At 68.9% G+C, this 22103-nt stretch carries 19 protein-coding genes; 11 read left to right on the forward strand and 8 right to left on the reverse strand.

Going from position 1 to position 22103, the window contains the following annotated elements:
* Positions 1 to 184 precede the first annotated feature (184 nt).
* The 7 genes from A9976_RS11755 (at position 185) to A9976_RS11785 (ending at position 6400) form a co-directional block, all read left to right on the forward strand.
* Entirely contained in the window at positions 185 to 1102 is a 918-nt protein-coding gene (locus tag A9976_RS11755; RefSeq protein ID WP_063326506.1) for a branched-chain amino acid ABC transporter permease, read from the forward strand.
* Positions 1102 to 2283, forward strand: coding sequence for a branched-chain amino acid ABC transporter permease (locus tag A9976_RS11760; protein WP_183019156.1), 1182 nt, complete (start codon positions 1102 to 1104; stop codon positions 2281 to 2283). Before A9976_RS11755 ends, A9976_RS11760 begins: the two co-directional genes overlap by 1 nt.
* Positions 2273 to 3100, forward strand: a complete 828-nt coding sequence (locus A9976_RS11765) for an ABC transporter ATP-binding protein (RefSeq protein WP_183019157.1) — start codon at positions 2273 to 2275, stop codon at positions 3098 to 3100. The genes A9976_RS11760 and A9976_RS11765 overlap by 11 nt, the downstream gene beginning before the upstream one ends.
* Entirely contained in the window at positions 3093 to 3791 is a 699-nt protein-coding gene (locus A9976_RS11770) for an ABC transporter ATP-binding protein (RefSeq protein WP_183019158.1), read from the forward strand. Before A9976_RS11765 ends, A9976_RS11770 begins: the two co-directional genes overlap by 8 nt.
* A 115-nt stretch (positions 3792 to 3906) precedes the next feature.
* A complete protein-coding gene (locus A9976_RS11775) occupies positions 3907 to 5181 on the forward strand; it encodes an NAD(P)/FAD-dependent oxidoreductase (RefSeq protein WP_183019159.1) in 1275 nt (424 codons plus the stop codon).
* Between the two features lie 53 nt (positions 5182 to 5234).
* Positions 5235 to 5669, forward strand: coding sequence for a RidA family protein (locus A9976_RS11780; protein ID WP_183019160.1), 435 nt, complete (start codon positions 5235 to 5237; stop codon positions 5667 to 5669).
* Between the two features lie 53 nt (positions 5670 to 5722).
* Positions 5723 to 6400, forward strand: a complete 678-nt coding sequence (locus A9976_RS11785) for a DUF1028 domain-containing protein (RefSeq protein WP_126311952.1) — start codon at positions 5723 to 5725, stop codon at positions 6398 to 6400.
* A 67-nt stretch (positions 6401 to 6467) separates the two neighbouring features.
* On the opposite strand, the gene A9976_RS11790 is transcribed toward A9976_RS11785, so the two are convergent.
* Together A9976_RS11790 and A9976_RS11795 are read right to left on the reverse strand one after the other, a co-directional pair.
* The gene (locus A9976_RS11790) at positions 6468 to 9464 is read right to left on the reverse strand and encodes a diguanylate cyclase (RefSeq protein ID WP_259649186.1); all 2997 of its coding nucleotides are present in this window, start codon (positions 9462 to 9464) and stop codon (positions 6468 to 6470) included.
* 317 nt (positions 9465 to 9781) lie between these two features.
* Positions 9782 to 10729, reverse strand: a complete 948-nt coding sequence (locus A9976_RS11795) for a LysR family transcriptional regulator (RefSeq protein ID WP_183019161.1) — start codon at positions 10727 to 10729, stop codon at positions 9782 to 9784.
* 118 nt (positions 10730 to 10847) lie between these two features.
* Here A9976_RS11795 and A9976_RS11800 point away from each other — a divergent pair, with 118 nt between their 5' ends.
* Together A9976_RS11800 and A9976_RS11805 are read left to right on the forward strand one after the other, a co-directional pair.
* Positions 10848 to 12098, forward strand: coding sequence for a serine hydrolase (locus A9976_RS11800; protein ID WP_183019162.1), 1251 nt, complete (start codon positions 10848 to 10850; stop codon positions 12096 to 12098).
* On the forward strand, positions 12095 to 13267 hold the full coding sequence (locus tag A9976_RS11805) for an MFS transporter (RefSeq protein WP_183019163.1): 1173 nt from the start codon (positions 12095 to 12097) through the stop codon (positions 13265 to 13267). The genes A9976_RS11800 and A9976_RS11805 overlap by 4 nt, the downstream gene beginning before the upstream one ends.
* 28 nt (positions 13268 to 13295) lie before the next feature.
* Here A9976_RS11805 and A9976_RS11810 read toward each other — a convergent pair whose 3' ends face one another.
* From A9976_RS11810 to A9976_RS11835, 6 genes are all read right to left on the reverse strand, one after another.
* Positions 13296 to 15572: a bifunctional diguanylate cyclase/phosphodiesterase gene (locus tag A9976_RS11810; RefSeq protein ID WP_183019164.1), complete on the reverse strand. Its 2277-nt coding sequence runs from the start codon at positions 15570 to 15572 to the stop codon at positions 13296 to 13298.
* Between the two features lie 28 nt (positions 15573 to 15600).
* Positions 15601 to 16341: a GGDEF domain-containing protein gene (locus A9976_RS11815; RefSeq protein ID WP_183019165.1), complete on the reverse strand. Its 741-nt coding sequence runs from the start codon at positions 16339 to 16341 to the stop codon at positions 15601 to 15603.
* Positions 16341 to 16742 (reverse strand): DUF1987 domain-containing protein, encoded by a 402-nt coding sequence (locus A9976_RS11820; protein WP_183019166.1) that lies wholly within the window; start codon positions 16740 to 16742, stop codon positions 16341 to 16343. The genes A9976_RS11815 and A9976_RS11820 overlap by 1 nt, the downstream gene beginning before the upstream one ends.
* A gap of 68 nt (positions 16743 to 16810) precedes the next feature.
* Positions 16811 to 17383, reverse strand: a complete 573-nt coding sequence (locus tag A9976_RS11825) for a SiaB family protein kinase (RefSeq protein ID WP_013802972.1) — start codon at positions 17381 to 17383, stop codon at positions 16811 to 16813.
* A gap of 9 nt (positions 17384 to 17392) precedes the next feature.
* The gene (locus A9976_RS11830; RefSeq protein WP_183019167.1) at positions 17393 to 18625 is read right to left on the reverse strand and encodes a SpoIIE family protein phosphatase; all 1233 of its coding nucleotides are present in this window, start codon (positions 18623 to 18625) and stop codon (positions 17393 to 17395) included.
* A gap of 260 nt (positions 18626 to 18885) precedes the next feature.
* Entirely contained in the window at positions 18886 to 19149 is a 264-nt protein-coding gene (locus A9976_RS11835) for a DUF2789 domain-containing protein (protein ID WP_183019168.1), read from the reverse strand.
* Between the two features lie 211 nt (positions 19150 to 19360).
* Here A9976_RS11835 and A9976_RS11840 point away from each other — a divergent pair, with 211 nt between their 5' ends.
* Both A9976_RS11840 and A9976_RS11845 read left to right on the forward strand, forming a co-directional pair.
* A complete protein-coding gene (locus A9976_RS11840; RefSeq protein WP_183019169.1) occupies positions 19361 to 20401 on the forward strand; it encodes a ligase-associated DNA damage response exonuclease in 1041 nt (346 codons plus the stop codon).
* Positions 20398 to 22089 carry an ATP-dependent DNA ligase gene (locus tag A9976_RS11845; RefSeq protein ID WP_183019170.1) on the forward strand — a complete coding sequence of 564 codons (1692 nt, stop codon included), beginning with the start codon at positions 20398 to 20400 and terminating at the stop codon, positions 22087 to 22089. The genes A9976_RS11840 and A9976_RS11845 overlap by 4 nt, the downstream gene beginning before the upstream one ends.
* Positions 22090 to 22103: the final 14 nt, after the last annotated feature.

A 22103-nucleotide genomic window follows, 5' to 3' on the forward strand; every position in this document is an offset into this window, starting at 1 on the left:
CTGGCAACGCCGCCGGATCAATGTATCGCCGCACCTGCCCGGGACTGGATCGCGTTTTCCGAAGCAGCGCCTCGGCAAAAGCGACGCAGGTTCTGCGCGGTTTCTTGCTTCAATGGTTGCGTGACATGGAGACAAGCGAAGCCCCGCCAAACCGGCCGAACCCGACACAAGAGGAACCCTATCGATGCATGACGCGCTGTTCCAGCAACTCATCAACTGGCTGACCCTGGGCTGCATCTACAGCCTGCTTGCCCTGGGTTTCAGCCTGTTGTTTGGCGTGCTGCAGGTGATTCACTTTTCCCATGGCGACGTGGCCATGGTCGCCCCCTTCATTGCCCTGGCGGCCGTGCAGGCCCTGGCTGCCGCGCTGGGCGGCTCGGCCCCCTGGCTGGTGCTGGGCCTGGCCTGCCTGGTGGCCATTGCGGCGGTGGGAGGGCTGGGCGTTGCCCTGGACCGGCTGGTGATCAGCCGCTTTCGCAATGCGCCGGCCATGATGCCGCTGGTAGCCACGGTGGCGCTGGGCATCGTGATCCGCGAGCTGATCCGCCACCTGTACCCGCAGGGCAGCAATCCTCACGCGTTCCCGGCGATTGCGCAGGGGGCCGTTCCCACCCCGTTCGGGCCGCTGCCCCTGATCAGCGTGGTCTCGGTGCTGGTGGCGGTGGCGCTGGTGGGCGTGCTGCTCTATGTGCTGCACCACACGCCCATGGGCATGCGCATACGCGCCGTGTCGCAGGACCGCGAAACCGCGCGGCTGTTCTCCATTGCGCCGGGGCCGGTGTTTCGCAACACCTTCTTCATTGCCTCGGCCACCGGTGCGGTGGGCGGCATTTTCCTGGCCAGCTATGCGGGCGTGGTGCGCTTTGACTTCGGCGTGCAGGCGGGCCTGATCGGCTTTTCCGCCGCGGTGGTCGGCGGCCTGGGGCGGCTGGGGGGCGCCATTGTCGGCAGCCTGCTGATTGCGGCCATCGAGACCATCGTGCAGGGCTATGTGCCCAATGGCACCTCGTACCGCCTGGTGTTCGTGTTCGCCCTGGTGATCCTGGTGCTGATCTTTCGTCCCGCCGGCCTGTTCGGCGTTCAGAAAATGGAGAAGGTGTGATGCAGACAACGACGATACAGGCGCCGCCGCAGGCGGCACCACGGAGCGCGGGCTCTGCCGCCATCGTGCTGGGCGTGGCCCTGGCGGGCGCGGTGCTGCTGCGCCAGTTCCTGCTGGCCGAAAGCTGGATCACGGTGCTGGCGCTGCTGGCCTGCTTTGCCGTGGCCCTGGTCGCGGTGCAGAAACGCCCGGTGGTGGAAGACCGCATCGTGGCCGCCTTCGGCCAGTGCAGGCCGCTGGCGGCGGGCACGGGCGTGGTGCTGGCCCTGGTCTTTCCGTGGGTGCTGGGCGGTGACAGCTACGCCATGCACCTGATGATCATCGCCTGCCTGTACGCGGTGCTGGCGCTGGCGCTGAACTTCCAGCTGGGCAGCGCCAACATACCGAACTTCGCCACCGGCGCGTCCTACGGCATCGGCGCCTATGCGTCGGCCCTGCTGGCCATCCACTTCGGCGTGAGCTTCTGGATCTGCCTGCTGGTGGCCGCCGCCGTGGCCACGGTCTTCGGCTTTTTGCTGGGCCTGCCGTCCATGCGCACCCGCGACAGCTACCAGGCGCTGGTGACGATCGCCTTCGGCATCGTCGTGCACCAGCTGCTGATGAACCTGGAGTGGACCGGCGGCGCCAACGGCCTGGTGGGCATTCCTTCGCCCACATTGTTCGGCCATTCGTTCAACGACCCCATCACGCTGTGGGGCCACAGCCTGCCGGGCCAGGCCAACTTCTACTACGTGGCCGTCGCCCTGCTGGGGCTGGCCATCGTCTCGGCGCAGCGCCTGCACAGCTCGCGCGTGGGCCTGGCCTGGAATGCCCTGCGCGACGACGAGATCGCAGCGCGCGCCTGCGGCATCAACGTCACCTGGTTCAAGGTCAAGGCCTTTGCGGTGGACGCCTTCCTGGCGGGCTTCGCGGGCACGGTGTATGCGTTCTATGTGAGCTTCATCTCGCCGGACAACTTCACCTTCCTGGTGTCGGTGACCATCATGACGCTGGTGATCGCAGGCGGCATGGACAACACGCTGGGCGTGATCGTCGGCGCCTTCCTGCTGACCATGCTGCCTGAGAAGCTGCGGGCGTTTTCCGACTACCGCATCCTGTTCTACGGCCTGGTGGTGATCGCCTTCCTCATCATCCGCCCGCGCGGCATCTTCCCCCAACGGGTGCGCAACCATGAGCATTGATTCCCATCCCACCCACCATGCCGCGCCCGCAGGCCCGCTGGTCCTGGAGGGGCGTGGCCTGACCATGCGCTTCGGCGGCCTGACGGCGGTGCAGGGCGTGGACATCCACCTGGCGGAGGGCGAGGTGCTGGGCATCATCGGGCCCAACGGCGCGGGCAAGTCCACCTTGCTGAACCTGCTGACCGGCATCTACCAGCCCACCGAGGGCGAGGTGCTGCTGCAAGGCCGCTCGCTCAAGGGCATGGCCGCGCACGACATCGCGGGCGCCGGCATTGCGCGCACCTTCCAGACCAGCCGGCTGTTCGGCTCGCTGAGCGTGCTGGACAACGTGATCATCGGCATGCACGCGCGCACCCGCTGCGGCGTGCTCACCGCGCTGCTGCGCCCGGCCGTCTCGCGCGCCGAGATGAAGCACTGCGCCGAGCGCGCCTGCGCGCTGCTGCAAAGCGTGTCCAGCGACCTGCACCAGCGCCGCAACGTGCTGGCCAGCAGCCTGCCGCAGGCCGACCGCCGCCGCCTGGAGATTGCGCGCGCCCTGGCCGCCGAGCCCCGCATCGTGCTGCTGGACGAGCCCTCCAGCGGCATGGACGACCGCGACACCGATGCGCTGATCGCCGACATCCAGCGCCTGCGCGAGGCCAATCCGGCGCTGGGCTTCATCATCATCGAGCACGACATGCGGCTCATCGCCACCTTGCCGCACCGCGTGATGGTGCTGGACTACGGACGCAAGATCGGCGACGACAGCTTCGAGGCCGTGCGCCGGCTGCCGCGCGTGCAGCAAGCCTATCTGGGCAGAAAGGCCAGCCATGCTTGAATTGGACTCCATCAGCACGCGCTATGGCGTGGTGAACATGCTCAACCAGGTCTCGCTGCAGGTGCCCGAGCACAGCATCGTCTGCCTGCTGGGCCCCAACGGGGCGGGCAAGACCACCACCTTCAAGGCGATTGCGGGCCTGCTGCCCGTGCACCACGGCGCCATCCGCGTCATGGGCCAGCCGCTGGCGCGCATGCGCACCGAAGACCTGGCCGGCCTGGGCGTGGGCTTCGTGCCCGAAGGGCGGCGCCTGTTTGCCGAGCTGACCGTGCAGGAGAACCTGAAGATCGGCCACGACGCGCTGCGCCCGCAGCAGGGCTTTGCCCAGGCGCTGGAGCGCGTGGTGGCCCTGTTCCCCCGGGTGGGCGAGCGCCTGTCGCAGGCGGCGGGAACCCTGTCCGGCGGCGAGCAGGCCATGGTGGCGCTGGGCCGCGTGCTCATGGGCAACCCGCGCCTGGTGGTGATGGACGAGCCCACGCTGGGGCTGTCGCCCAAGCTCATCGAGGAGTACTTCGAGACGGTGCAGCGCATCCACAGCCAAGGCATCACCGTGCTGCTCATCGAGCAGAACGCCGAGGCGGCGCTGTCCATCGCCCACACCGGCTATCTGCTGCTCAAGGGCCAGCTGGTGGCCTCGGGCACGGCCAGCGAGCTGCTGGCCAACGACGTGGTGAAGCACCTGTACCTGTAGCGCCGCACGGGCGGCCTTCACCTTCTTCCCTTTTTTTGTTGCGGACCACGCCAAGGCAGTCGGCACCGCGCCGACGCGGGACGGCCTGCGCCTTTTTTCCTGAGAGACCCACACCATGACAGCTGAAATCCAAACCATCGACACGCTCGTGGTCGGCGCCGGGCAGGCCGGCATTGCGGCCAGCGAACACCTGGGCCAGCTTGGCGTAGAGCACCTTGTGCTGGAGCGCCAGCGCATCGCCCAGGCCTGGCGCACGGGGCGCTGGGACTCGCTGGTGGCCAACGGGCCGGCCTGGCATGACCGCTTTCCGGGCCTGCAGTTCAAGGGCGACCGCGACGGCTTTCCCGGCAAGGACGAGGTGGCCGACTACTTCGAGGACTATGCCCGCCAGATCAAGGCGCCCGTGCGCACCGGCGTGGAGGTCAGGCGGGTCACGCGCAACCAGGGCCGGCCGGGCTTCACGGTGCAAACGTCCGAGGGCGTGATCGAGGCCCGCAACGTGATCGCGGCCACGGGGCCGTTCCAGGTGCCGGTGATCCCGCCGATAGCGCCGGCTGCACCCGCCGATGGCGGCCTGCTGCAGATCCATTCCGCGCACTACCACCGCCCCGCGCAGCTGCCCGAAGGCGCCGTGCTGGTGGTGGGCGCAGGCTCCTCGGGCGTTCAGATCGCCGATGAACTGCAGCGCGCGGGCCGCAGGGTGTTCCTGTCGGTGGGCGCCCATGACCGGCCGCCGCGCGCCTACCGCGGCCGGGATTTCTGCTGGTGGCTGGGCGTGCTGGGCGAATGGGATGCGGCCATTGCCAAGCCCGGCCGCGAGCATGTGACCATTGCCGTCAGCGGCGCGCGCGGCGGCCACACCGTGGACTTCCGTGCGCTGGGACACCAGGGCATCACCCTGGTGGGGCTGACCGAGTCCTTCGCCGATGGCCGGGTGCGCTTCAGGGACGACCTGGCCGAGAACATCGCCAACGGCGACGCCAACTACCTGGCCATGCTCGATGCGGCAGACGACTACATCCGCCGCAACGGCCTGGACCTGCCCGAGGAGCCCGGGGCGCGCAGGCGCCTGCCCGATCCCGGGTGCATGACCCATCCCCTGCGCGAACTCGACCTGGCTGCCGCAGGCATCACCTCCATCATCTGGGCCACGGGCTACAGGGTGGACTTCAGCTGGCTGCAGGTGGACAGCTTCGAGCCCGGCGGCAAGCCGCGCCACCACCGCGGCGTGGGCCATGAGCCGGGCATCTACTTCCTGGGCCTGCCCTGGCTGTCGCGCCGTGGCTCGTCCTTCATCTGGGGCGTGTGGCATGACGCCAAGTTCGTGGCCGACCACATCGCCAAGCAGCGCCGCTACAGCGACTACGACGCCGCTGCCCGCAGCAGGTAGCAGGTAGCGCGCTCTGAGACACCTTCCCATCCATCCCCTGCAGGAGCCAGACCATGCCCACCCATACCCGCATCCGCATGTTCAACACCAAGGACACCTATCCCAACCAGTCGCTGGACAACGACCTGTGCCAGGCCGTGCGCGCCGGCAACACCGTCTATGTGCGCGGCCAGATCGGCACCGATTTCGAGGGCAATCTGGTCGGCCTGGGCGATCCGCAAAAGCAGGCCGAGCAGGCGATGAAGAACGTCAAGCAGCTGCTGGAGGAAGCGGGCAGCGACCTGTCGCACATCGTCAAGACCACCACCTACATCATCGACCCGCGCTACCGCGAGCCCGTCTACCAGGAAGTGGGCAAGTGGCTCAAGGGCGTGTTTCCCATCTCCACGGGGCTGTGCATCTCGGCCCTGGGGCAGCCGCAGTGGCTGATGGAGATCGACGTGATCGCGGTCATCCCCGATGACTGGCAGCCGCAGGCCGGCGCCTGAACCTCGACCACAGCAAGCACCTGGTACAGCCGCATAGGCAGGAGGCAGAAACCATGACTTTTTCGATTGTGGGGCGCTGCGAGCGCACCGGGCAGCTGGGCGTGGCCATCAGCTCGTCCAGCATTGCGGTGGGTGCGCGCTGCCCCTGGGTGCGCGCGGGCGTGGGCGTGGTGTCCACGCAGAACATCACGCTGCCCGCCCTGGGCCCGCGCGTGCTGGACCTGCTGGAGCAGGGCGCCGACCCCCAGGCCGCGCTGCGCCAGGCGCTGGACGACGGCAGCTGGCCGCAGTACCGCCAGGTCACCGTGGTGGACGCGCAGGGCCGCACCGGCGTCTTCAGCGGCAGCCAGGCCCTGGGCATCTTCACCAGCGCCGTGGGGCGGCAATGCGTGGCGGCCGGCAACCTGCTGGCCAGCGAACGCACCATCGAGGCCATGGTGCCGGCCTTCGAGCGCAGCGCGGCGCTGCCGCTGGCCGAGCGCCTGCTGGCCGCCATGCAGGCCGCCATGGCCGCGGGCGGCGAGGCCGGGCCTGTGCATTCGGCCGCGCTCAAGGTGGCGGGCGAGCACAGCTGGCCCATGGCGGACCTGCGCGTGGACTGGTCGGAGCACGATCCTATCGGCGCGCTGCAAAGCCTCTGGGCCGCCTACGCGCCGCAGATGCAGGACTACCAGACGCGAGCCATCGATCCCACGGCTGCGCCCAGCTACGGAGTGCCCGGCGATGAATGAGGCGGCCGGGTAGCTGACACATCGCCTTGCCCCGGCGCACGGGCGTGTCGCGGCACTGGCATCGCGCTCACTTGGCGTCCGAAACCACGGGGGTATCGGACGTCCAGCACGTGGTGCGATTGCGGCCATTGCGCTTGGAGAAATACATGGCGGCGTCGGCCCGCTCCAGGAAGCACTCGACCGATGCCTCGCCCTCGTCCATGAGGCATACGCCCAGGCTCACGGTGAAGCGGATCGGGCTGTCCTGGCCCTGGACGGACACGGCCAGCGCCGCCACGGCCTCACGCAGGTTCTCCGCGCGCCGCAGTGCGGTGGGGGCGTCCACGTCCGTCAGCAAGACGGCGAATTCCTCGCCGCCCAGGCGGCCCAGCATGTCGCCCTGGCGCAGCTCCTTGGACACCGCGATCACCAGGTGCCTGAGCACCTCGTCGCCCACGCCATGGCCGAAGCTGTCGTTGACGCGCTTGAAATGGTCGATGTCCAGCATGATCAGTGCCGCCGGATGGCTCAGTCCCAGGCGCAGGTGCTCCAGCTCCGACTCCATGCGCGTGATGAAGGCTCGCCGATTGCTGGCACCCGTGAGCGCATCGGTCAATGCCAGGGCTTCGAGCTGCGTTTCGCGCCTCTTGTAGTCGGTCACGTCGTGGAATACCCAGCAGTAGCCAAGCAGCCGCTCCTGCCTGCGAAGCGGCAGCAGCTCCGTTTCTATATGGCGGCCGTTGGACAGGGCAAAGATCGTTCGTTGCGACAGATCGCCTGTCCCAGGTTGCGGCGCAGGTTGCAAGGCCTTTGCCATGGCCGGGGGCAAATAGGACAGCAAGGTCTGCAGGCTTTTCCCCACAAGGTCCGTGGCGGACAGCGGCAGCTCGAACAGGTCCACCAGCATTGCGTTGCTTGCCCTGATGCACTGCCCCGCGTCGTCGGTCACCAGGATGCCCGACGGAAATTTCTCGATGATGGCCTCCAGCCGCTGCTGGACCTGGTGCAATGCGCTTTCTGCCTGATGGCGGGCATCTACGTCAAACAGTGTCCAGATCACATTGCCCTGGGGGTCTTCGGGGTCCAGCAGTGCTCCCTGCATGTCGAACCAGCGCATGTGCCCGCCCTTGACCGTCAGTGCCCACTCGGTACGCACCGAGCCCTTCAGGCTGAGGCGCTCGTACAGCGATGCGAAGCTGTCGAAGCTGTCACCGGACGGGTGCAGTTGCCGGAATGAACACTGCGGCTCAAGTGCGCCCGCCGCAAGGCCGAAGCACTCGGCTGCCCGGGCATTGGCGTAGACAATGCTGCGACTATGGCTGGCGACAAGCACCAAGGCGCTTCCGCGCTCCAGCAGGGCGCCCACCATGTGGGTCTGCTCCACCCGTTCCTGGATATCGGTGTGCATTCCCAGCATGCGCAATGCCTTGTCGTCGTCATCGCGCAGGGTGACTTCCCCGCGCGATTCGATCCATCGCCAGGAGCCATCGGCCTGCCTTATGCGCATCTCGACACGGAATGGGTCGCCGTGTTCGAGGTGGCGCCTGAGCCGTTCCTGGACGCGAGGCTGGTCCAGTGGGTGCAGCAGATTCATGAAGCCGGCCACGGTGAACGAACCGAGTGCCTGATCCGGCATGCCCAGCATCTGGTAGCAGCGGGCATCCCACAGCACCTGGTCTTGTTCGCGGTCCCACTGCCAAAGTCCGTCACGCACGGCGCCGATGGTCAGCCGCAGCCGCTCCTCGCTCTCGTGGAGCGCCTTGCGCAGCCTTTCGTCCTGGGTGACATCGAGAATGTAGCCATGCCAGAGCACGGTCGCGTCTTCAGCGCGTTGCGGGCGTGCATGGCCCTGCAGCCAGCGCACGGAGCCATCGGCTGACTGTACGCGGTACTTGCAGGCCCAGTCACCCTGGCTATGCACCGCTTCGTCGATGGACTGCCTGAGCACGGAGATATCTTGTGGATGAACCCGCTGTGCCAGGCCCTGCAAAGCCCTGCCTGCCGTATCCGCATCGATGCAGTGCATTGCATAAAAGCCTGGGTTGGCAAATGACAGAGCGCAATGGCCAGCAGGATCCCGGCTGTACTGGAACAGGCCGCCCGGGACTTCCTCGGACAGGAGATGAAAGCGCTCTTCGGACTGGACCCGCTGGTCCTCCTCCCGCCAGCGCTGGAACGCCAGCCAGGCCGTCAGCATCCCGCCCAGAAAAATCAGCAGCGTGCCTATCCCGTTGCGCCACAGGCTCTGCCGTATGGTCTCGTTGAGCGGGCCGAACACGGCCTCTCGGTCCAGCCCCGTGCTCACCAGGATCGGAAAGCCGCTCACGCGGCTCCAGGCATACATGCGCTGTATGCCGTCGGTGCTCGCCAGCGCCTCGTAGGTGCCATGCGTGACGTCGGGGGCAAACAGCGCCACCCGCGTCGCGGGCAGCTGGCGCCCGAGCACCCGATCCTGGTTCTGCGAGCGCGCAAGATAGGTGCCGTCCTCGCGCAGCAGCATGATCACGTCGCGCGGGCTGTCGAAGATGGCCTGCAGCTGCCGCGACAGGTACTGCGGCGACAGCGACACCACCAGCACGCCCGCAAATGCGCCGCGGTGGTGCAGGGCGCGGCTCAGCTGGATACCCCATTGCCCGGAAACCCGTCCCTGCACCGGACGGCCGATGAAGGTTCCCTGCGTCAGGCCCTTCAGATGCGCCTGGAAATGTTCGCGGTCGAGAATGGACACGCTCTGCGCAGGCGGCTCCGAGGCCGCCAGGCTCGAATACACCACCTGGCCCTTCGCATCGGCCACGGCCACCTGGACGATGGTGCCGGGCGGATAGGCCTCCTGGACGCTGGCGACGGCCCGCCCGAACGCCTGCGAGTCACCCGACTCGTAGTCCCGGGCCAGGTCCCGCAGGGAATAGTTCAGGCCCGACAGCATGGTCCCGGCCTGCGCGGAAACCGCCTGGGACATCTGCGAGACGCGCAGCCATGCCTGATCCCGTGTGTAGCGTTGCATGTACTGGTGGCTGGTCAGCAACGCGGCCCAGTACAGCCCCGCTGCGAGCACCATGAAGCAGACGCCCACGATGACGGCCAATGATGTTCTTGCGTGCGAGCGCGAGGAAAGGGCGGGACGATGGATAGCGGTGGAACGAGAAGACATGCAACGCAGCGAGACAAGAAAAGAGATCTGCAACGCCACTTGCCAACCGCAATGGCCCACCGGTGCGACGCCCCTGCACGCGACAGCGTTGGAGACTCAGGTCCTGCCTGCCGGTGGGCCAGAGCAACCGATACGACTCTGTGAATGCGCTGCTCTGTAAGCATGCTAACCCAGATATGGGCCCGTGCGATAGCCAGTGGGGCCAGTGAGGCAGGGCAGGGGCCTGCAGGCTGCAGCAGCTGGCGCGCAGCCTATCTGCGTGCCCGGAGTGTCTTGGATGCCCTGGCCGCGTCCTGGGCCTGCCCGGGTTGCACCTGTGGAAACACCCGCGCGCACAGGAAATCCACCAGTGCCCGCAGCTTGGGCGAGGGGTGCCTGCTGGCGGGCCACAGCACATGGAAGACATTGGTCTGCTCCATGCAGTCCGCCAGCACGGGCTGCAGCCGGCCGTCTGCCAGCGGCTCTCGGATGGAGAAGTCCGGCAGGTAGGCGATGCCCAGGCCCTGCAGCGCAAAGCACAGGCGTGTTTCGATGTTGTTGCAGATCATGGAGGTGGGCAGTTGCAGCTCGGGCGCACCCGCTGCGCGCCGCAGCGCCCAGGGCTCCAGCTTGCCGCTGTGGGGGTAGCGGTAGTGCAGGCAGCTGTGCTCCAGCAGATCCTCGGGCACCCGGGGCGTGCCGCGCCGGGCCAGGTAGTCGGGCGAGGCCACCAGCAGGTAGCGGAAGTCGCCCAGCCGGCGCGCGGACAGGCGGGAGTCGGCGGGCGCGCCCGTGCGCACCACGGCGTCGAAGCCTTCCTCGATCACATCCACCAGCTGGTCGGTGAAGTCCAGGTCCAGCTCGATCTCCGGATAGGCGCGCATGAACTCGCCCAGCACCGGCAGCACCAGCGAGCTGACCAGGGGCAGGCTGACCCGCAGCCGGCCACGCGGCGCGGTGCTGGCCTGCGACAGCTCCAGCTGCGCGGCCTCGATCTCGGCCAGGATGCGGCGGCTGCGCTCCAGGAATAGCGCGCCCTCGGCCGTCAGCGTGATGCTGCGCGTGCTGCGGTGGAACAGGCGCACGCCCAGCCGGTCCTCCAGCCGCGCCACGCTCTTGCCGATGGCCGATGCCGATACGCCCAGCAGCCGGCCGGCCGCCACGAAGCTGCGGGTCTCGGCGACCTGCACGAACACCACGAAACCGTTGAGGCTGTCCAAACGCCGCTCCTTCATTGCGGACATCCAGTTCCGCGCAAACCGGAAATCTACCCCACTTTTTCTTTAATCGCGGTCTTTCTATCGTCGGAACCCTGTTCACTTGATCCCGGGAATTCCCATGACGATTGCCCTTTCTGCAGCGCCTTCAGCACCTGCTGCACCCGCTGCGCTGCCTGCGACCCTGTTGTCCTCGCCCCTGTCCGACCGCATCCAGGCCGTGGTCCGGCAGGCGATTGAGGCGCAGCGCCTGGTCGGCGCCGTGGTGCTGGTGGCGCGTGGCGGCGCGCTGGTCCACCGCCAGGCCGCAGGCTGGGCCGACCGCGAGCGCGGGCTGCCCATGGCCGTGGATGCGGTGTTCCGCCTGGCCTCGGCCAGCAAGCCTATCGTCTCGGCTGCCGCGCTGGTGCTGGTGGCGCGGGGACTGCTGGCCCTGGACGAGGGGGTGGAGCGCTGGCTGCCCCGGTTCCGTCCCCGGCTGGCCGATGGCCGGCCCGCCCGCATCACCGTGCGGCAGCTTCTCAGCCACACGGCGGGTCTGGGCTACCGCTTCTTCGAGGCCGATGCACAAGGCCCCTATGCGCGCGCGGGCGTATCGGACGGCATGGACCGCCAGGACATCGGCCTGGCAGAGAACCTGGAGCGCATCGCCAGCGTGCCGCTGCTGTACGCGCCGGGCACGGCCTGGGGCTACTCGCTGGCCACCGATGTGCTGGGCGCCCTCATTGAACAGGTGCACGGCAGGCCGCTGGACCAGGCCGTGCGCGAGCTGGTGACCGGGCCGCTGGGCATGACCGATACCGGCTTTGCCGTCACCGATGCGCTGGCCGTGCAGCGCGTGGCCACGGCCTATGTCAGCGATGTGCCGCAGCCCCATCCGCTGGCCGAGGGCGAGACCGTGTCGCCCTTCGAGGGGAGCATCGGCATTGCCTTCAGCCCTTCGCGCATCTTTGACGCCCAGGCCTTTGCCTCCGGGGGCGCCGGCATGGCCGGGACGGCAGGCGATTTCCTGCGGCTGCTGGAAGCCCTGCGCCAGGGCGGCAACACCCTGCTGCCCGATGCCCTGGTCGCCGAGATGGCGCGGGACCAGACCGGCGCTCTGGCCCTGCCCAATGCGCCGGGCTTCGGCTTTGGCCTGGGCTTTTCCGTGCTGCGCGATGCGGCGCAGGCGGCATCGCCGGAGTCGGTGGGCACCTGGCGCTGGGGCGGGGCCTATGGGCATTCCTGGTTCGTGGACCGGGCGCAGGAACTCAGCGTCGTGGCCTTCACCAACACCTTGTACGAGGGCATGTCGGGGCGCTTCGTCAACGACTTGCGCGACGCGGTCTACGGGGTTTGTGAGGTCCACGGGGTTTCGGGAGCGCCGCAATGAAAGGAACAAGCCAGGACCGCCTGCCCGTTGCCTCCCTGCTGGCGCTGGCCATGGCAGCCTTCATCACCATATTGACCGAGGCGCTGCCGGCCGGCCTGCTGCCGCAGATGGCCCAGGGCCTGGCCGTGACCGAGGCCTGGGTGGGCCAGACCGTCACCCTCTACGCCATAGGTTCCCTGGTGGCCGCCATACCGCTGACGGCCGCCACGCAGGGCATGCGCCGCCGCCCCCTGCTGCTGGCGGCGATAGCGGGCTTTGTCGTCGCCAACACGGTCACGGCTCTGTCCACGCACTTTGCGCTGACCCTGGTGGCGCGCTTTCTGGCGGGGGTCTCGGCCGGGCTGCTGTGGGCGCTGCTGGCCGGCTATGCGGCACGCATGGTGCCCGGCCATCTCAAGGGCCGCGCCATCGCCATTGCCATGGTGGGCACGCCGCTGGCGCTGTCGCTGGGCGTGCCGGCCGGCACCGTGCTGGGCCAGTGGGTGGGCTGGCGGCTGTGCTTCGGCCTCATGAGCGTGCTGGCGCTGGCGCTCATGGTCTGGGTGCGCGCCCGCCTGCCCGACTTTGCGGGGCAGGCGGCAGGCCGCCACCTGCCGCTGCGGCACGTGTTCACCCTGGCGGGCGTGCGCCCGGTGCTGTTCGTGGTGCTGGCCTTCGTGCTGGCGCACAACATTCTCTACACCTATATCGCGCCCTTCCTGGCGATGGCGGGCATGGCCGCGCGCACGGACCTGGTGCTGCTGGTGTTCGGCGCCACCTCCGTGCTGGGCATCTGGATCACCGGCGTGCTGATCGACCGCCACCTGCGTGCGCTCACGCTGGCCAGCATTGCGCTGTTCGCCTTGTCCACGCTGATGCTGGGCGTGGCCGGTGATGCACCGACCCTGGTGTATGCGGCGGTGGCCGTCTGGGGCCTGGCCTTTGGCGGTGCCGCCACGCTGCTGCAGACCGCCATTGCCCAGACGGCCGGCGAGGCCGCCGACGTGGCGCAGTCCATGCTGGTCACTGCCTGGAACATGGCGATTGCCGGCGGCGGCATCGTGGGCGGCCTGCTGCTGGCGCGCATGGGCGTGGCCGCCTTCGCGCCCGTGCTGCTGGTGCTGCTGGGCGCATCGCTGGCCGTGGTGTGGGCGGCCAGGCGGCATGGGTTTCCTGCGGTGTGCAGGTAGGGCGGGGGCAGGGCGCGACCTGGCCGCCTCAGGGGCGCAGAGAGGGGCCAGGCTGGCCTGGAGGCGCTTCATTGCGCCGGCCCAGCCAGCCCCGCAACTGCTCCTTGTCCATGGGCCGGGCAATGTGATAGCCCTGTCCTTCCTGGCAGCCCATGGCGCGCAGGGCCTGCCAGGCGCTGGCGTCCTCTATGCCTTCGGCCAGGACCTGCAGGCCGAGCTTGCGGCCCAGCTGGGCGATCATTTCGGCGATGCGCGCTTCCTGCGATTCGCCAAGCTGGCGCACGAAGCTGCGGTCGATCTTGATGCGGTCCAGCGGCAGGCGCTCCAGGTAGCTCAGGGAGGAGTAACCGGTGCCGAAGTCGTCGATGGCAATGGTCACGCCCAGCGCGCGCAGGGCGCTGAGCGTGGTCTGCAGCAGCTGGGTGGGCAGCACCGCGACGGATTCGGTGATCTCCAGCTCCAGTTGCGCGCCCTGCAGGCCATGCTCTGCCAGGGCGTTGCTCACGGTCTGCAGAAAGCCCGGGTCCTGCAACTGCACGGTGGAGACATTGACGGCCATGCGCCTGGGGGCGCGGCCGGCGTCCAGCAGTTCGCGCATGGTGCGGCAGGCCGTGGCCAGCACCCATTGGCCCAGCGGCACGACGAGGCCCGAATGCTCGGCCACCGGAATGAAGCGGTCGGGCGGCACGAAGCTGCCGTCCTGCCGGCGCCAGCGCAGCAGGGCCTCCAGGCCGACCAGGGCATGGGTTTGCAGGTCCACCTGCGGCTGGTAGACCAGGAAAAGCTGGGCGCCGTCGATGGCGGCGCGCAGGTCGGACAGCAGCAGGGCGCGGTCGCGCGCCTCCATGCCCATCTGCTCGGAGTACTCCAGCAGCTGGCCGCGGTGATCGCGCTTGGCGCGCTTGAGGGCGATGGTGGCGTCCTTGACCAGGTCGGTGCCGGCCTGGCGCTCATGGGGCAGGTACACGTAGCCGCAGGTCAGCGAGACCTTGTGCGGCACACCGTCCACGGCCAGGGGCTGGCGGGCGCAGTCCAGCAACTGGGCCAGGGCCACCTCGTCGGTGGGGCCCAGGATGCCGAAGGTGTCCGATCCCACGCGAGCCAGCAGCACGCCTGCGGGCAGGGCGCTGGCCAGGCGGCGGGCCATGGCTTCGAGCAGGCGGTCGCCAAAGCGGTGGCCCATCACGTCGTTGGTGGCGCTGAAGTCGTCGATGTCCACCAGGGCCAGTACATGGTCACGCGTGCCGCGCCACACGCATTCGTCCACTTTTTCCACGAAGTGGGCGCGGTTGGGCAGGCAGACCAGGGGGTCGAAGTAGGCGGACTGGTGCAGGCGCTCCAGCAGGCCGCGGTTGTGCAGCAGCGTGCGCAGGTTGGCGCAGAAGACTTCGAGCAGCTGGCGGTCCAGTGCGCTGTGGGAGGCCGGCGCGTCGATGAAGACGGCCATGTCCTGCTCGTCCCCCCGGCCTATGTACAGCGCCACGCCGCGCTGCACGCCGTAGATGTTGCGCCGCGCCTGCAGCGCCTGGCGCAGCAGGCGCAGCCCGCGCGAGGCCAGCACGGTGGCGATGGGCTGGTCGATGAGCCGGGCGAATGGCCCCGTGGCCGCGAGCACGCGGTACGGCTCGGCCGGGTGCGTGCCCTCCGAGCAGACCAGGCCTTCGCTGGCCACGCCCAGCAAGGTGGCCAGCTGGGTGATCACGCCCCGCGCGAAGGCGTGCAGATTGGTTTCCTCCAGCAGCGAGGCGCTGGAGCGCACCATCAGCTCCAGGCTGCGGCGGTTGGCCTCGATGGCGCACAGCTGCTCGTAGGAGCGCACCGCGGTCACCACGATGGCCAGCAGCCGGTCGGGCGTGAGTTCGGTCTTGGTGCGGCAGTCGTTGATGTCGTAGCGCAGCAGGGTTTCCAGGTCGGGGGCCTGGCCCGGGCGGCCGGTGCGCAGCACGATGCGGCTGTTGCGCAGGCCGGCCGTGTAGCGGATGAAGTCCACCAGGTCCAGCCCGGCGCCCGTGCCATCGGTCACGGCATCGAGCACCACCACCGCCAGGTCCTGCTCGCTGCGCAGCAGGTTGCGCGCCTGCGTGCCGGAGCGGGCGTAGAGAAACACCAGCGGCCGGCCGAACAGGCTGTGGCCTTCCAGCGCCAGGCGGAAGGCGGCGTGTACGTCGGGGTCGCTGTCCACGATCAGCACCCGCCATTCAGGCCCGGGCACGGGCCCTGGCGGGGGCGGCTGCAGGGGCGTCTGCAGGAGGGCGGAAGCAGGGGCGTGCGCCCTGGGCGCCCGTGCGCGCATCACGAAACTCATGCCTCAGCCCTGCCTCTGTCCGCGCCGCTCAGGCCGTGGCATGGTCTGCCGCGCGCACGACCTGGTTGCGCCCGCTGCGCTTGGCCGCGTACAGCGCCTCGTCGGCCAGGCTGTAGGCGTCGTCGAAGCGGCCGCCGCTCGGGCGCCAGCTCACGCCGAAGCTGGCCGTGATGCAGCTGGCGTCGGGCAGGCCGAAGGAATGGGCCTCGATGGCGGCGCGCACCTGCTCGGCCACGCATACGGCGCCGTCGCTGTCGTGCTGGGGCAGCAGCACGGTGAATTCCTCTCCGCCCACGCGGCCGATATGGGCCGTGGCCGGCACGGCGGCCTTGAGGCAGCGCACCACGCCCAGGATCACGCTGTCGCCCACGGGGTGGCCGAAGCTGTCGTTCACGCGCTTGAAGTGGTCTATGTCCAGCACGATCAGGGCCAGCCCCTGCTGGGTGAAGTGGCGGTTCACGCGCTCGATGATGGCCGCGCGGTTGAGCACGCCGGTCAGCGGGTCGTGCGTGGCGCGGTACTCGAGCTCTCCGGCCAGCTCCTGCAGGCGCTGGTTGAGCTGGGTCATCTCCAGCTCGGCGCGGTCGCTGCGGCGCACCAGCCGACGCGTTTCGCGCAGCAGGCGGTCATAGGCGGTCAGCAGCGCGCCCAGGGCCTGGTGGCAGGCCGGGGCGCCGGCCTCTTCGCCCTGGTCGTGGGCGGCGCGGGCCGCCAAAAGGGCCTGGTGTTCGGCATCGAAGAGGTCCGCGGGAGCGGCCACGGTGTCCATCACGCCGCCTTCACGGGGTGGCCGGTGAAGGCGATGGCGGGAAAGTCGTCGCGCAGCTCCTCGCCGAATTCGCAGATGGTGTCGTCTTCCTCGTCGTGGTACCAGTGCAGGGCCACGGGGCGGCCGGCCTCGGCGGCGCCGCTCAGTGCCTCGATCAGGTTGAACAGCATCTTGGTGCTGGAGCTGTTGAAGTAGGCCAGCGCGATGTGCACCTCGATGCGTGCCTGCTGCTGCGCCGGCTGCGGCTGGGCCAGGTAGTCCTTGAGGCGGGCCAGGATGCCGCCGTAGAAGGCGGCGGCGTTCTCGGGATAGGACTCGCCACGCAGGTGCAGCGTGTGCGTGTCGAACCGGAAGTCCACTTCCGGGGAGCTGGGAGTCGGAGCGATGTAGAGGTTGTCCATGCGTGATCTCGGTGCGTTGTCCGTGCCTGCGGGCCCGGCCTGTTCAGGCCTGGTGCCGGAGCGACGGCTCAGAGCGTGGCTTTCAGGTAGAAGACGGGACGACCGTCCACGGTCTGGGCGGGATCGAAGTCGAACTGCAGCGGCTCGCGCGCATCGCGGGCCAGGGTCAGGAAACCCATGCCGGCGCCCTTGCTGCCTTCGGGCGCGTCATCGCGCAGCGACTGGCGGCAGGCCTTCTTGATCTCGTCCAGGGTCATGCTGCGCAGCGCGTCGAGCTTGGCGCGCAGCGCCTCGCCCATGCCGGGCTCGATGGGGTTGGCGCACAGCAGCACGAAGCTGCCGTCGTCCTCGCGGCGGATGCAGACCGCGCCGTGGCGCAGCTCGCCATCGTCCTGGTGGGGCGGGGTCAGGGCATCGGCCGAGTAGTGGATGATGTTCTGCGCCATCTCCACGAAGGACGAGAATAGCTTGCGCCGCGTGGGGCCGGGCACGCCGGCCACTTCCAGCTGCAGCCGCACGGCCTCGGCCATGGCCGCGACGATGTTCTGCGAGAAATAGCCCACGTAGTAGAAGATCACCTGGTGCTGGCGCGCCAGGTGGAAGAAGCTGCCGTACTTGTCGGCGATCTGTGCGGAGGGCATGGGAGGCATTCAGGTTCTGAAGCAGAAAAAGGTCAGGTCGTCGCGGCGGTGGTGCTCGCCCTGCCAGGTCTGCAGGGCGGCCAGCAGGGCGCGGTTGATCTCGGCGGGCGTGCGGCCGGCCTGCTCCAGCAGCAGCTCGCGCACGCGCTTCTTGCCGAAGGTGATGCCGCGCGGGCCGCCCACCTGGTCGATCAGGCCGTCGGTGGTGGTGAAGACCAGGGTGCCGGCGGGCAGCTCCAGGTCGATGTTGTTCCAGGCGAAGTCGAACTCGCTGTCCACATAGCCCACGCCCTTGCGCTGGCCATCCACCAACTCCACCGCCTCGGCGCCGGGGCGCAGCACGAACAGCGCAAGCCGCGCGCCCGCAAAGCGCAGGCGCCGGTGCGCGGGCTCGAACCAGAAGCAGGCCGCGTCCAGCCCGTCGTCGGAGCCCGGCGTGCCATCCTTGCCATCGAGCTGGCCCAGCATCTGCTTGACGCTGCGGTTCACATGGCCCAGCAGCGCGGCCGGGTCGCGCGGGCCGTGCTCCTTGATGGCCTGGCCCAGGCTGCTGGTGGCGATCAGCGTCATGAAGGCGCCGGGCACGCCGTGGCCCGTGCAGTCGGCCACGGTGGCAAACCAGCCATCACCGTCCTGGCTGAACTGGTAGAAGTCGCCACCGACCACATCGCGCGGCTCCCAGACCAGGTCCGCCCCCGGGCAGGCGCGGGCCAGGGCCTCGCGCGAGCTGCGCAGCAGCGACTGCTGGATCACGCTGGCGTATTCGATGCTGTGCATGATCTGGCGGTTGCGCGCCACCTGCATGTCCGCCACCGCGCGCATCAGCTGCAGACCGTTGCCCACGCCCGCGAACAGGCCGTCGCGCGTGATGATGAAGCCATCGGTCAGCGCCTTTTCGCCGTACTCCACGGTCTTCACGGTCAGGGTGTCTATGTCGGTGGAGGCATCGACCACCAGCGGCTCCTTGTCCATGAAGGCGATGCAGCTCTTCTTGCCGTACAGCTCCATGCGAAACGGCTTGCTGAACTGGGACAGGAAGATGCTGCGGTTGATCAGGCCGATGGGGCGGTCCCCCTCGACCACGGGCAGGCTGACCAAGTCGCGGTGTCGCGTGAAGACCTCGAGCACCTTCTCGTTGGTCTCGTCGGTGGTCATGCTGGGAACGGGGGTACACAGATCCGCGGCGCTGGGTGGGCGGAAACGTGGCCTGGAATCGCTCAGGTAGGCGCGGGACTCATCCATGGAAGGCACATCGCAAAATTGTTAGGGAATGTTACGTTTTCCTTGTTGCAGTTTTGTGACGCGGACGGCCATGGCTGGCATGCTCATCATTTGCGCGCAACCACGCGCCAAAAAGCTGCGTTGTGGCGACAGGTCGGTTGCTGGCACGGGAGTCCCATCCATGCCAGCAACGGGGAGCGAAGCCGTGAACGCTGTCACCGCAGCCAGCCGAGCTTGGCGGCCCGGCCGCCCGGCCGCTGGCCGCCAGAAGACAGCCGGCTTCAGTTCGGCCCGGCAGCGCGCTGCCTGACCGCGTCTTCGTGCAGCGACTCGCTGAGCTGGTCCACGACGATGGACCACGACGCATCGGCCTTGAGCTGCTCGGCCAGGAACTGGCGCTGCGCATCGCTCCAGTAGGGCGCATCCACCACATCCACATCGGCGGCCAGCTGGTGCGCGCGGATGAAATCGGCAATGGCCTGGTCGCTGGCATCCAGGCCCAGCTGCAGGAAGAGATTGGACATGCGTACGACGGAGTTGTTCATGAAGGCGGGTGGATGTGTGTGGGTTGAGAAGGCGCTATCTTCCCCGATTCAACCGGCCCTGCGGCCCGGTTGTGTCGCGGTGGCGGTCCGGTTGCTGTCGTTAGTTACGCGGGTAGGTGCAGGCTGACAGCCTGCCGCGCTGCGGGCCAGGGCGCGCGCGGCGACCGTCCCACTAGCATGGGGCCATGAGCATTCCCGTCCCTGATCCCGCATGGCCGCCGACCTGATCGTGGCCCGCCCCGAAGGCCTGTACTGCGCGGCAGGCGACTTCTACATCGACCCCTGGCGGCCCGTGGACCGGGCCGTGATCACGCATGGCCACTCCGACCACGCGCGCGCCGGACACGCCCATTACCTGGCCCATGACGACAGCGCAGGCGTGCTGTGCGCACGGCTGGGGTCGGACATCACGCTGCAGACCCTGCCGTATGGCGAGGCGGTGGAGCACCACGGCGTGCGCATCTCCCTGCACCCGGCCGGCCATGTGCTCGGATCGGCCCAGGTGCGGCTGGAGCATGGCGGCCAGGTCTGGGTGGCCTCGGGCGACTACAAGACCGAGGCCGACGGCACCTGCCCCCCCTTCGAGCCCGTGCGCTGCGACACCTTCATCACCGAATCCACCTTCGGCCTGCCCATCTACCGCTGGCCCCGCCAGCCCGAGCTCATGGCCGGCATCAACGCCTGGTGGCAGGCCAACGCCGCCCAGGGCAGGCCCTCGGTGCTGCTGTGCTATGCCTTCGGCAAGGCCCAGCGCATCCTGCACGGGGTGGATCGCCGCATCGGCCCCATCGTCGTGCATGGCGCGGTGGAGCCGCTCAATGCCGTGTACCGCGCCGCAGGCGTGGACCTGCCGCCCACGCTGCGCGTGACCGACCCCGGCGTGGATGCACCGCTGCTCAAGACGGCCCTGGTGCTGGCGCCGCCCTCGGCGCAGGGCACGCCGTGGATGCGCCGCTTTCCCGGCCATGCCGATGCCTTTGCCAGCGGCTGGATGCAGCTGCGCGGCACGCGCCGGCGCCGGGGCGTGGACCGGGGCTTTGTCATGTCCGACCATGCCGACTGGCCCGGCCTGCAATACGCCATAGGCGCCACGGGCGCCGAGCGTGTCTTCGTCACGCATGGCAGCGTGGCGGTGCTGGTGCGCTGGCTGCGCGAGCAGGGGCTGGATGCGCAAGCCTTCCAGACCGAATACGGCGATGAGGACGAGGCTGCCGCCGCTGAGGCTGCACCGGATGAGGCGCCCGCGCCATGAAGGATTTCGCCGCCCTCTACCGCGCGCTGGACGCCAGCACCGCCAGCCGCGACAAGCAGGCCGCGCTGCAGGCCTATCTGCGCGCCGCCGCGCCTGCCGATGCGGCCTGGGCCGTCTACTTCCTGGCCGGTGGAAAGCCGCGCCAGCTGGTGCCCACCAAGTTCTTGAAGGAGCGGGCGCGCGAGGCGGCCGGCCTGCCCGAATGGCTGTTCGACGAAAGCTACGAGGCCGTGGGCGACCTGGCCGAAACCATTGCGCTGCTGCTGCCGCCACCCGGTGATGCGCACGACCTGGGCCTGGCCGCCTGGGTCACGGACCACCTGCTGCCGCTGCGCGGCATGGCGCCCGAGGCGCTGGCGGACACGCTGCGCATGCAATGGGCGCGGCTGGCGGCCGATGAGCGGCTGGTCTACTTCAAGCTGATCACCGGCGCCTTCCGGGTCGGCGTGTCGCGGCTGCAGGTCACACAGGCGCTGGCGGCCGTCAGCGGCGTGGATGCCAAGCACATCGCCCAGCGGCTCATGGGCTACACCCACATCGGGGCGCGGCCCGGGGCGGCCGACTACCTGCGGCTGGTGGCGGGAGAGCAAGAGGGCGATGACGCGCATGCGGGCGAAGCCCGTGGCCACCCCTATCCCTTCTTCCTGGCCCATCCGCTGCAGTTGCCGCTGCAGCAGTTCGACGCCGTGCTCGGCCCGCCGTCCCAATGGGTGGTGGAGTGGAAATGGGACGGCATACGCGCCCAGATCGTGCGGCGCGGCAGCGGTGACGCGCTGGGCACCTGGATCTGGTCGCGCGGCGAGGAACTGGTGAGCGAGCGCTTCCCCGAGCTGCAGGCCATGGGCGATGCCTTGCCTGCGGGCACCGTGATCGACGGCGAGATCGTCGTCTGGGCCGCGCAGCAGGGCGAGGCGCCCGCCCATGTGCGCCCCTTTGCCGACCTGCAAAAGCGCATAGGCCGCAAGACCCTGGGCCCCAAGCTGCTGCGCGAGCTGCCCGTGGTGCTGCTGGCCTATGACTTGCTGGAGGAGGGCGGCCAGGACCTGCGCGCGCTGCCCCAGCATGAACGGCGCGCGCGGCTGGAGCGGCTGGTGGCCTTGGCGGCGCATCCGGCGCTGCTGCCCAGTCCGGTCCTTGCGGGCGATGGCTGGCAGGCCCTGGCCGAACTTCGCGAGCAGGCCCGTTCCCTGGGAGTGGAGGGCATGATGCTCAAGGCCCGCGACGCCGCCTACGGCGTGGGCCGCACCAAGGACAGCGGCGTGTGGTGGAAGTGGAAGATCGATCCGCTGAGCGTGGACGCCGTGCTCATCTATGCACAGCGCGGCCACGGCCGTCGCGCCAGCCTCTACAGCGACTACACCTTTGCCGTCTGGAACGCGCCGCCCGGCACCGAGGGCCGCGCCCTCGTGCCCTTCGCCAAGGCCTATTCGGGCCTGACCGATGCAGAAATGGCCCGCGTGGACGCCGTCATCCGCAAGACCACGGTGGAGAGCTTCGGCCCCGTGCGCAGCGTGCGGCCCACCCTGGTGTTCGAACTGGGCTTCGAGGGCATTGCGCGCAGCGCACGCCACAAGAGCGGCATTGCCGTGCGCTTTCCGCGCATGCTGCGCTGGCGCGAGGACAAGCCTGTGCAGGAGGCCGACTCCATCGACACGCTGGCCGCCCTGCTGCCGCATTCCGACCCTTGATCAACCCTTGACCG

Source organism: Delftia sp. UME58, from assembly GCF_014170385.1.
GTDB classification, from domain to species: domain Bacteria; phylum Pseudomonadota; class Gammaproteobacteria; order Burkholderiales; family Burkholderiaceae_C; genus Comamonas; species Comamonas acidovorans.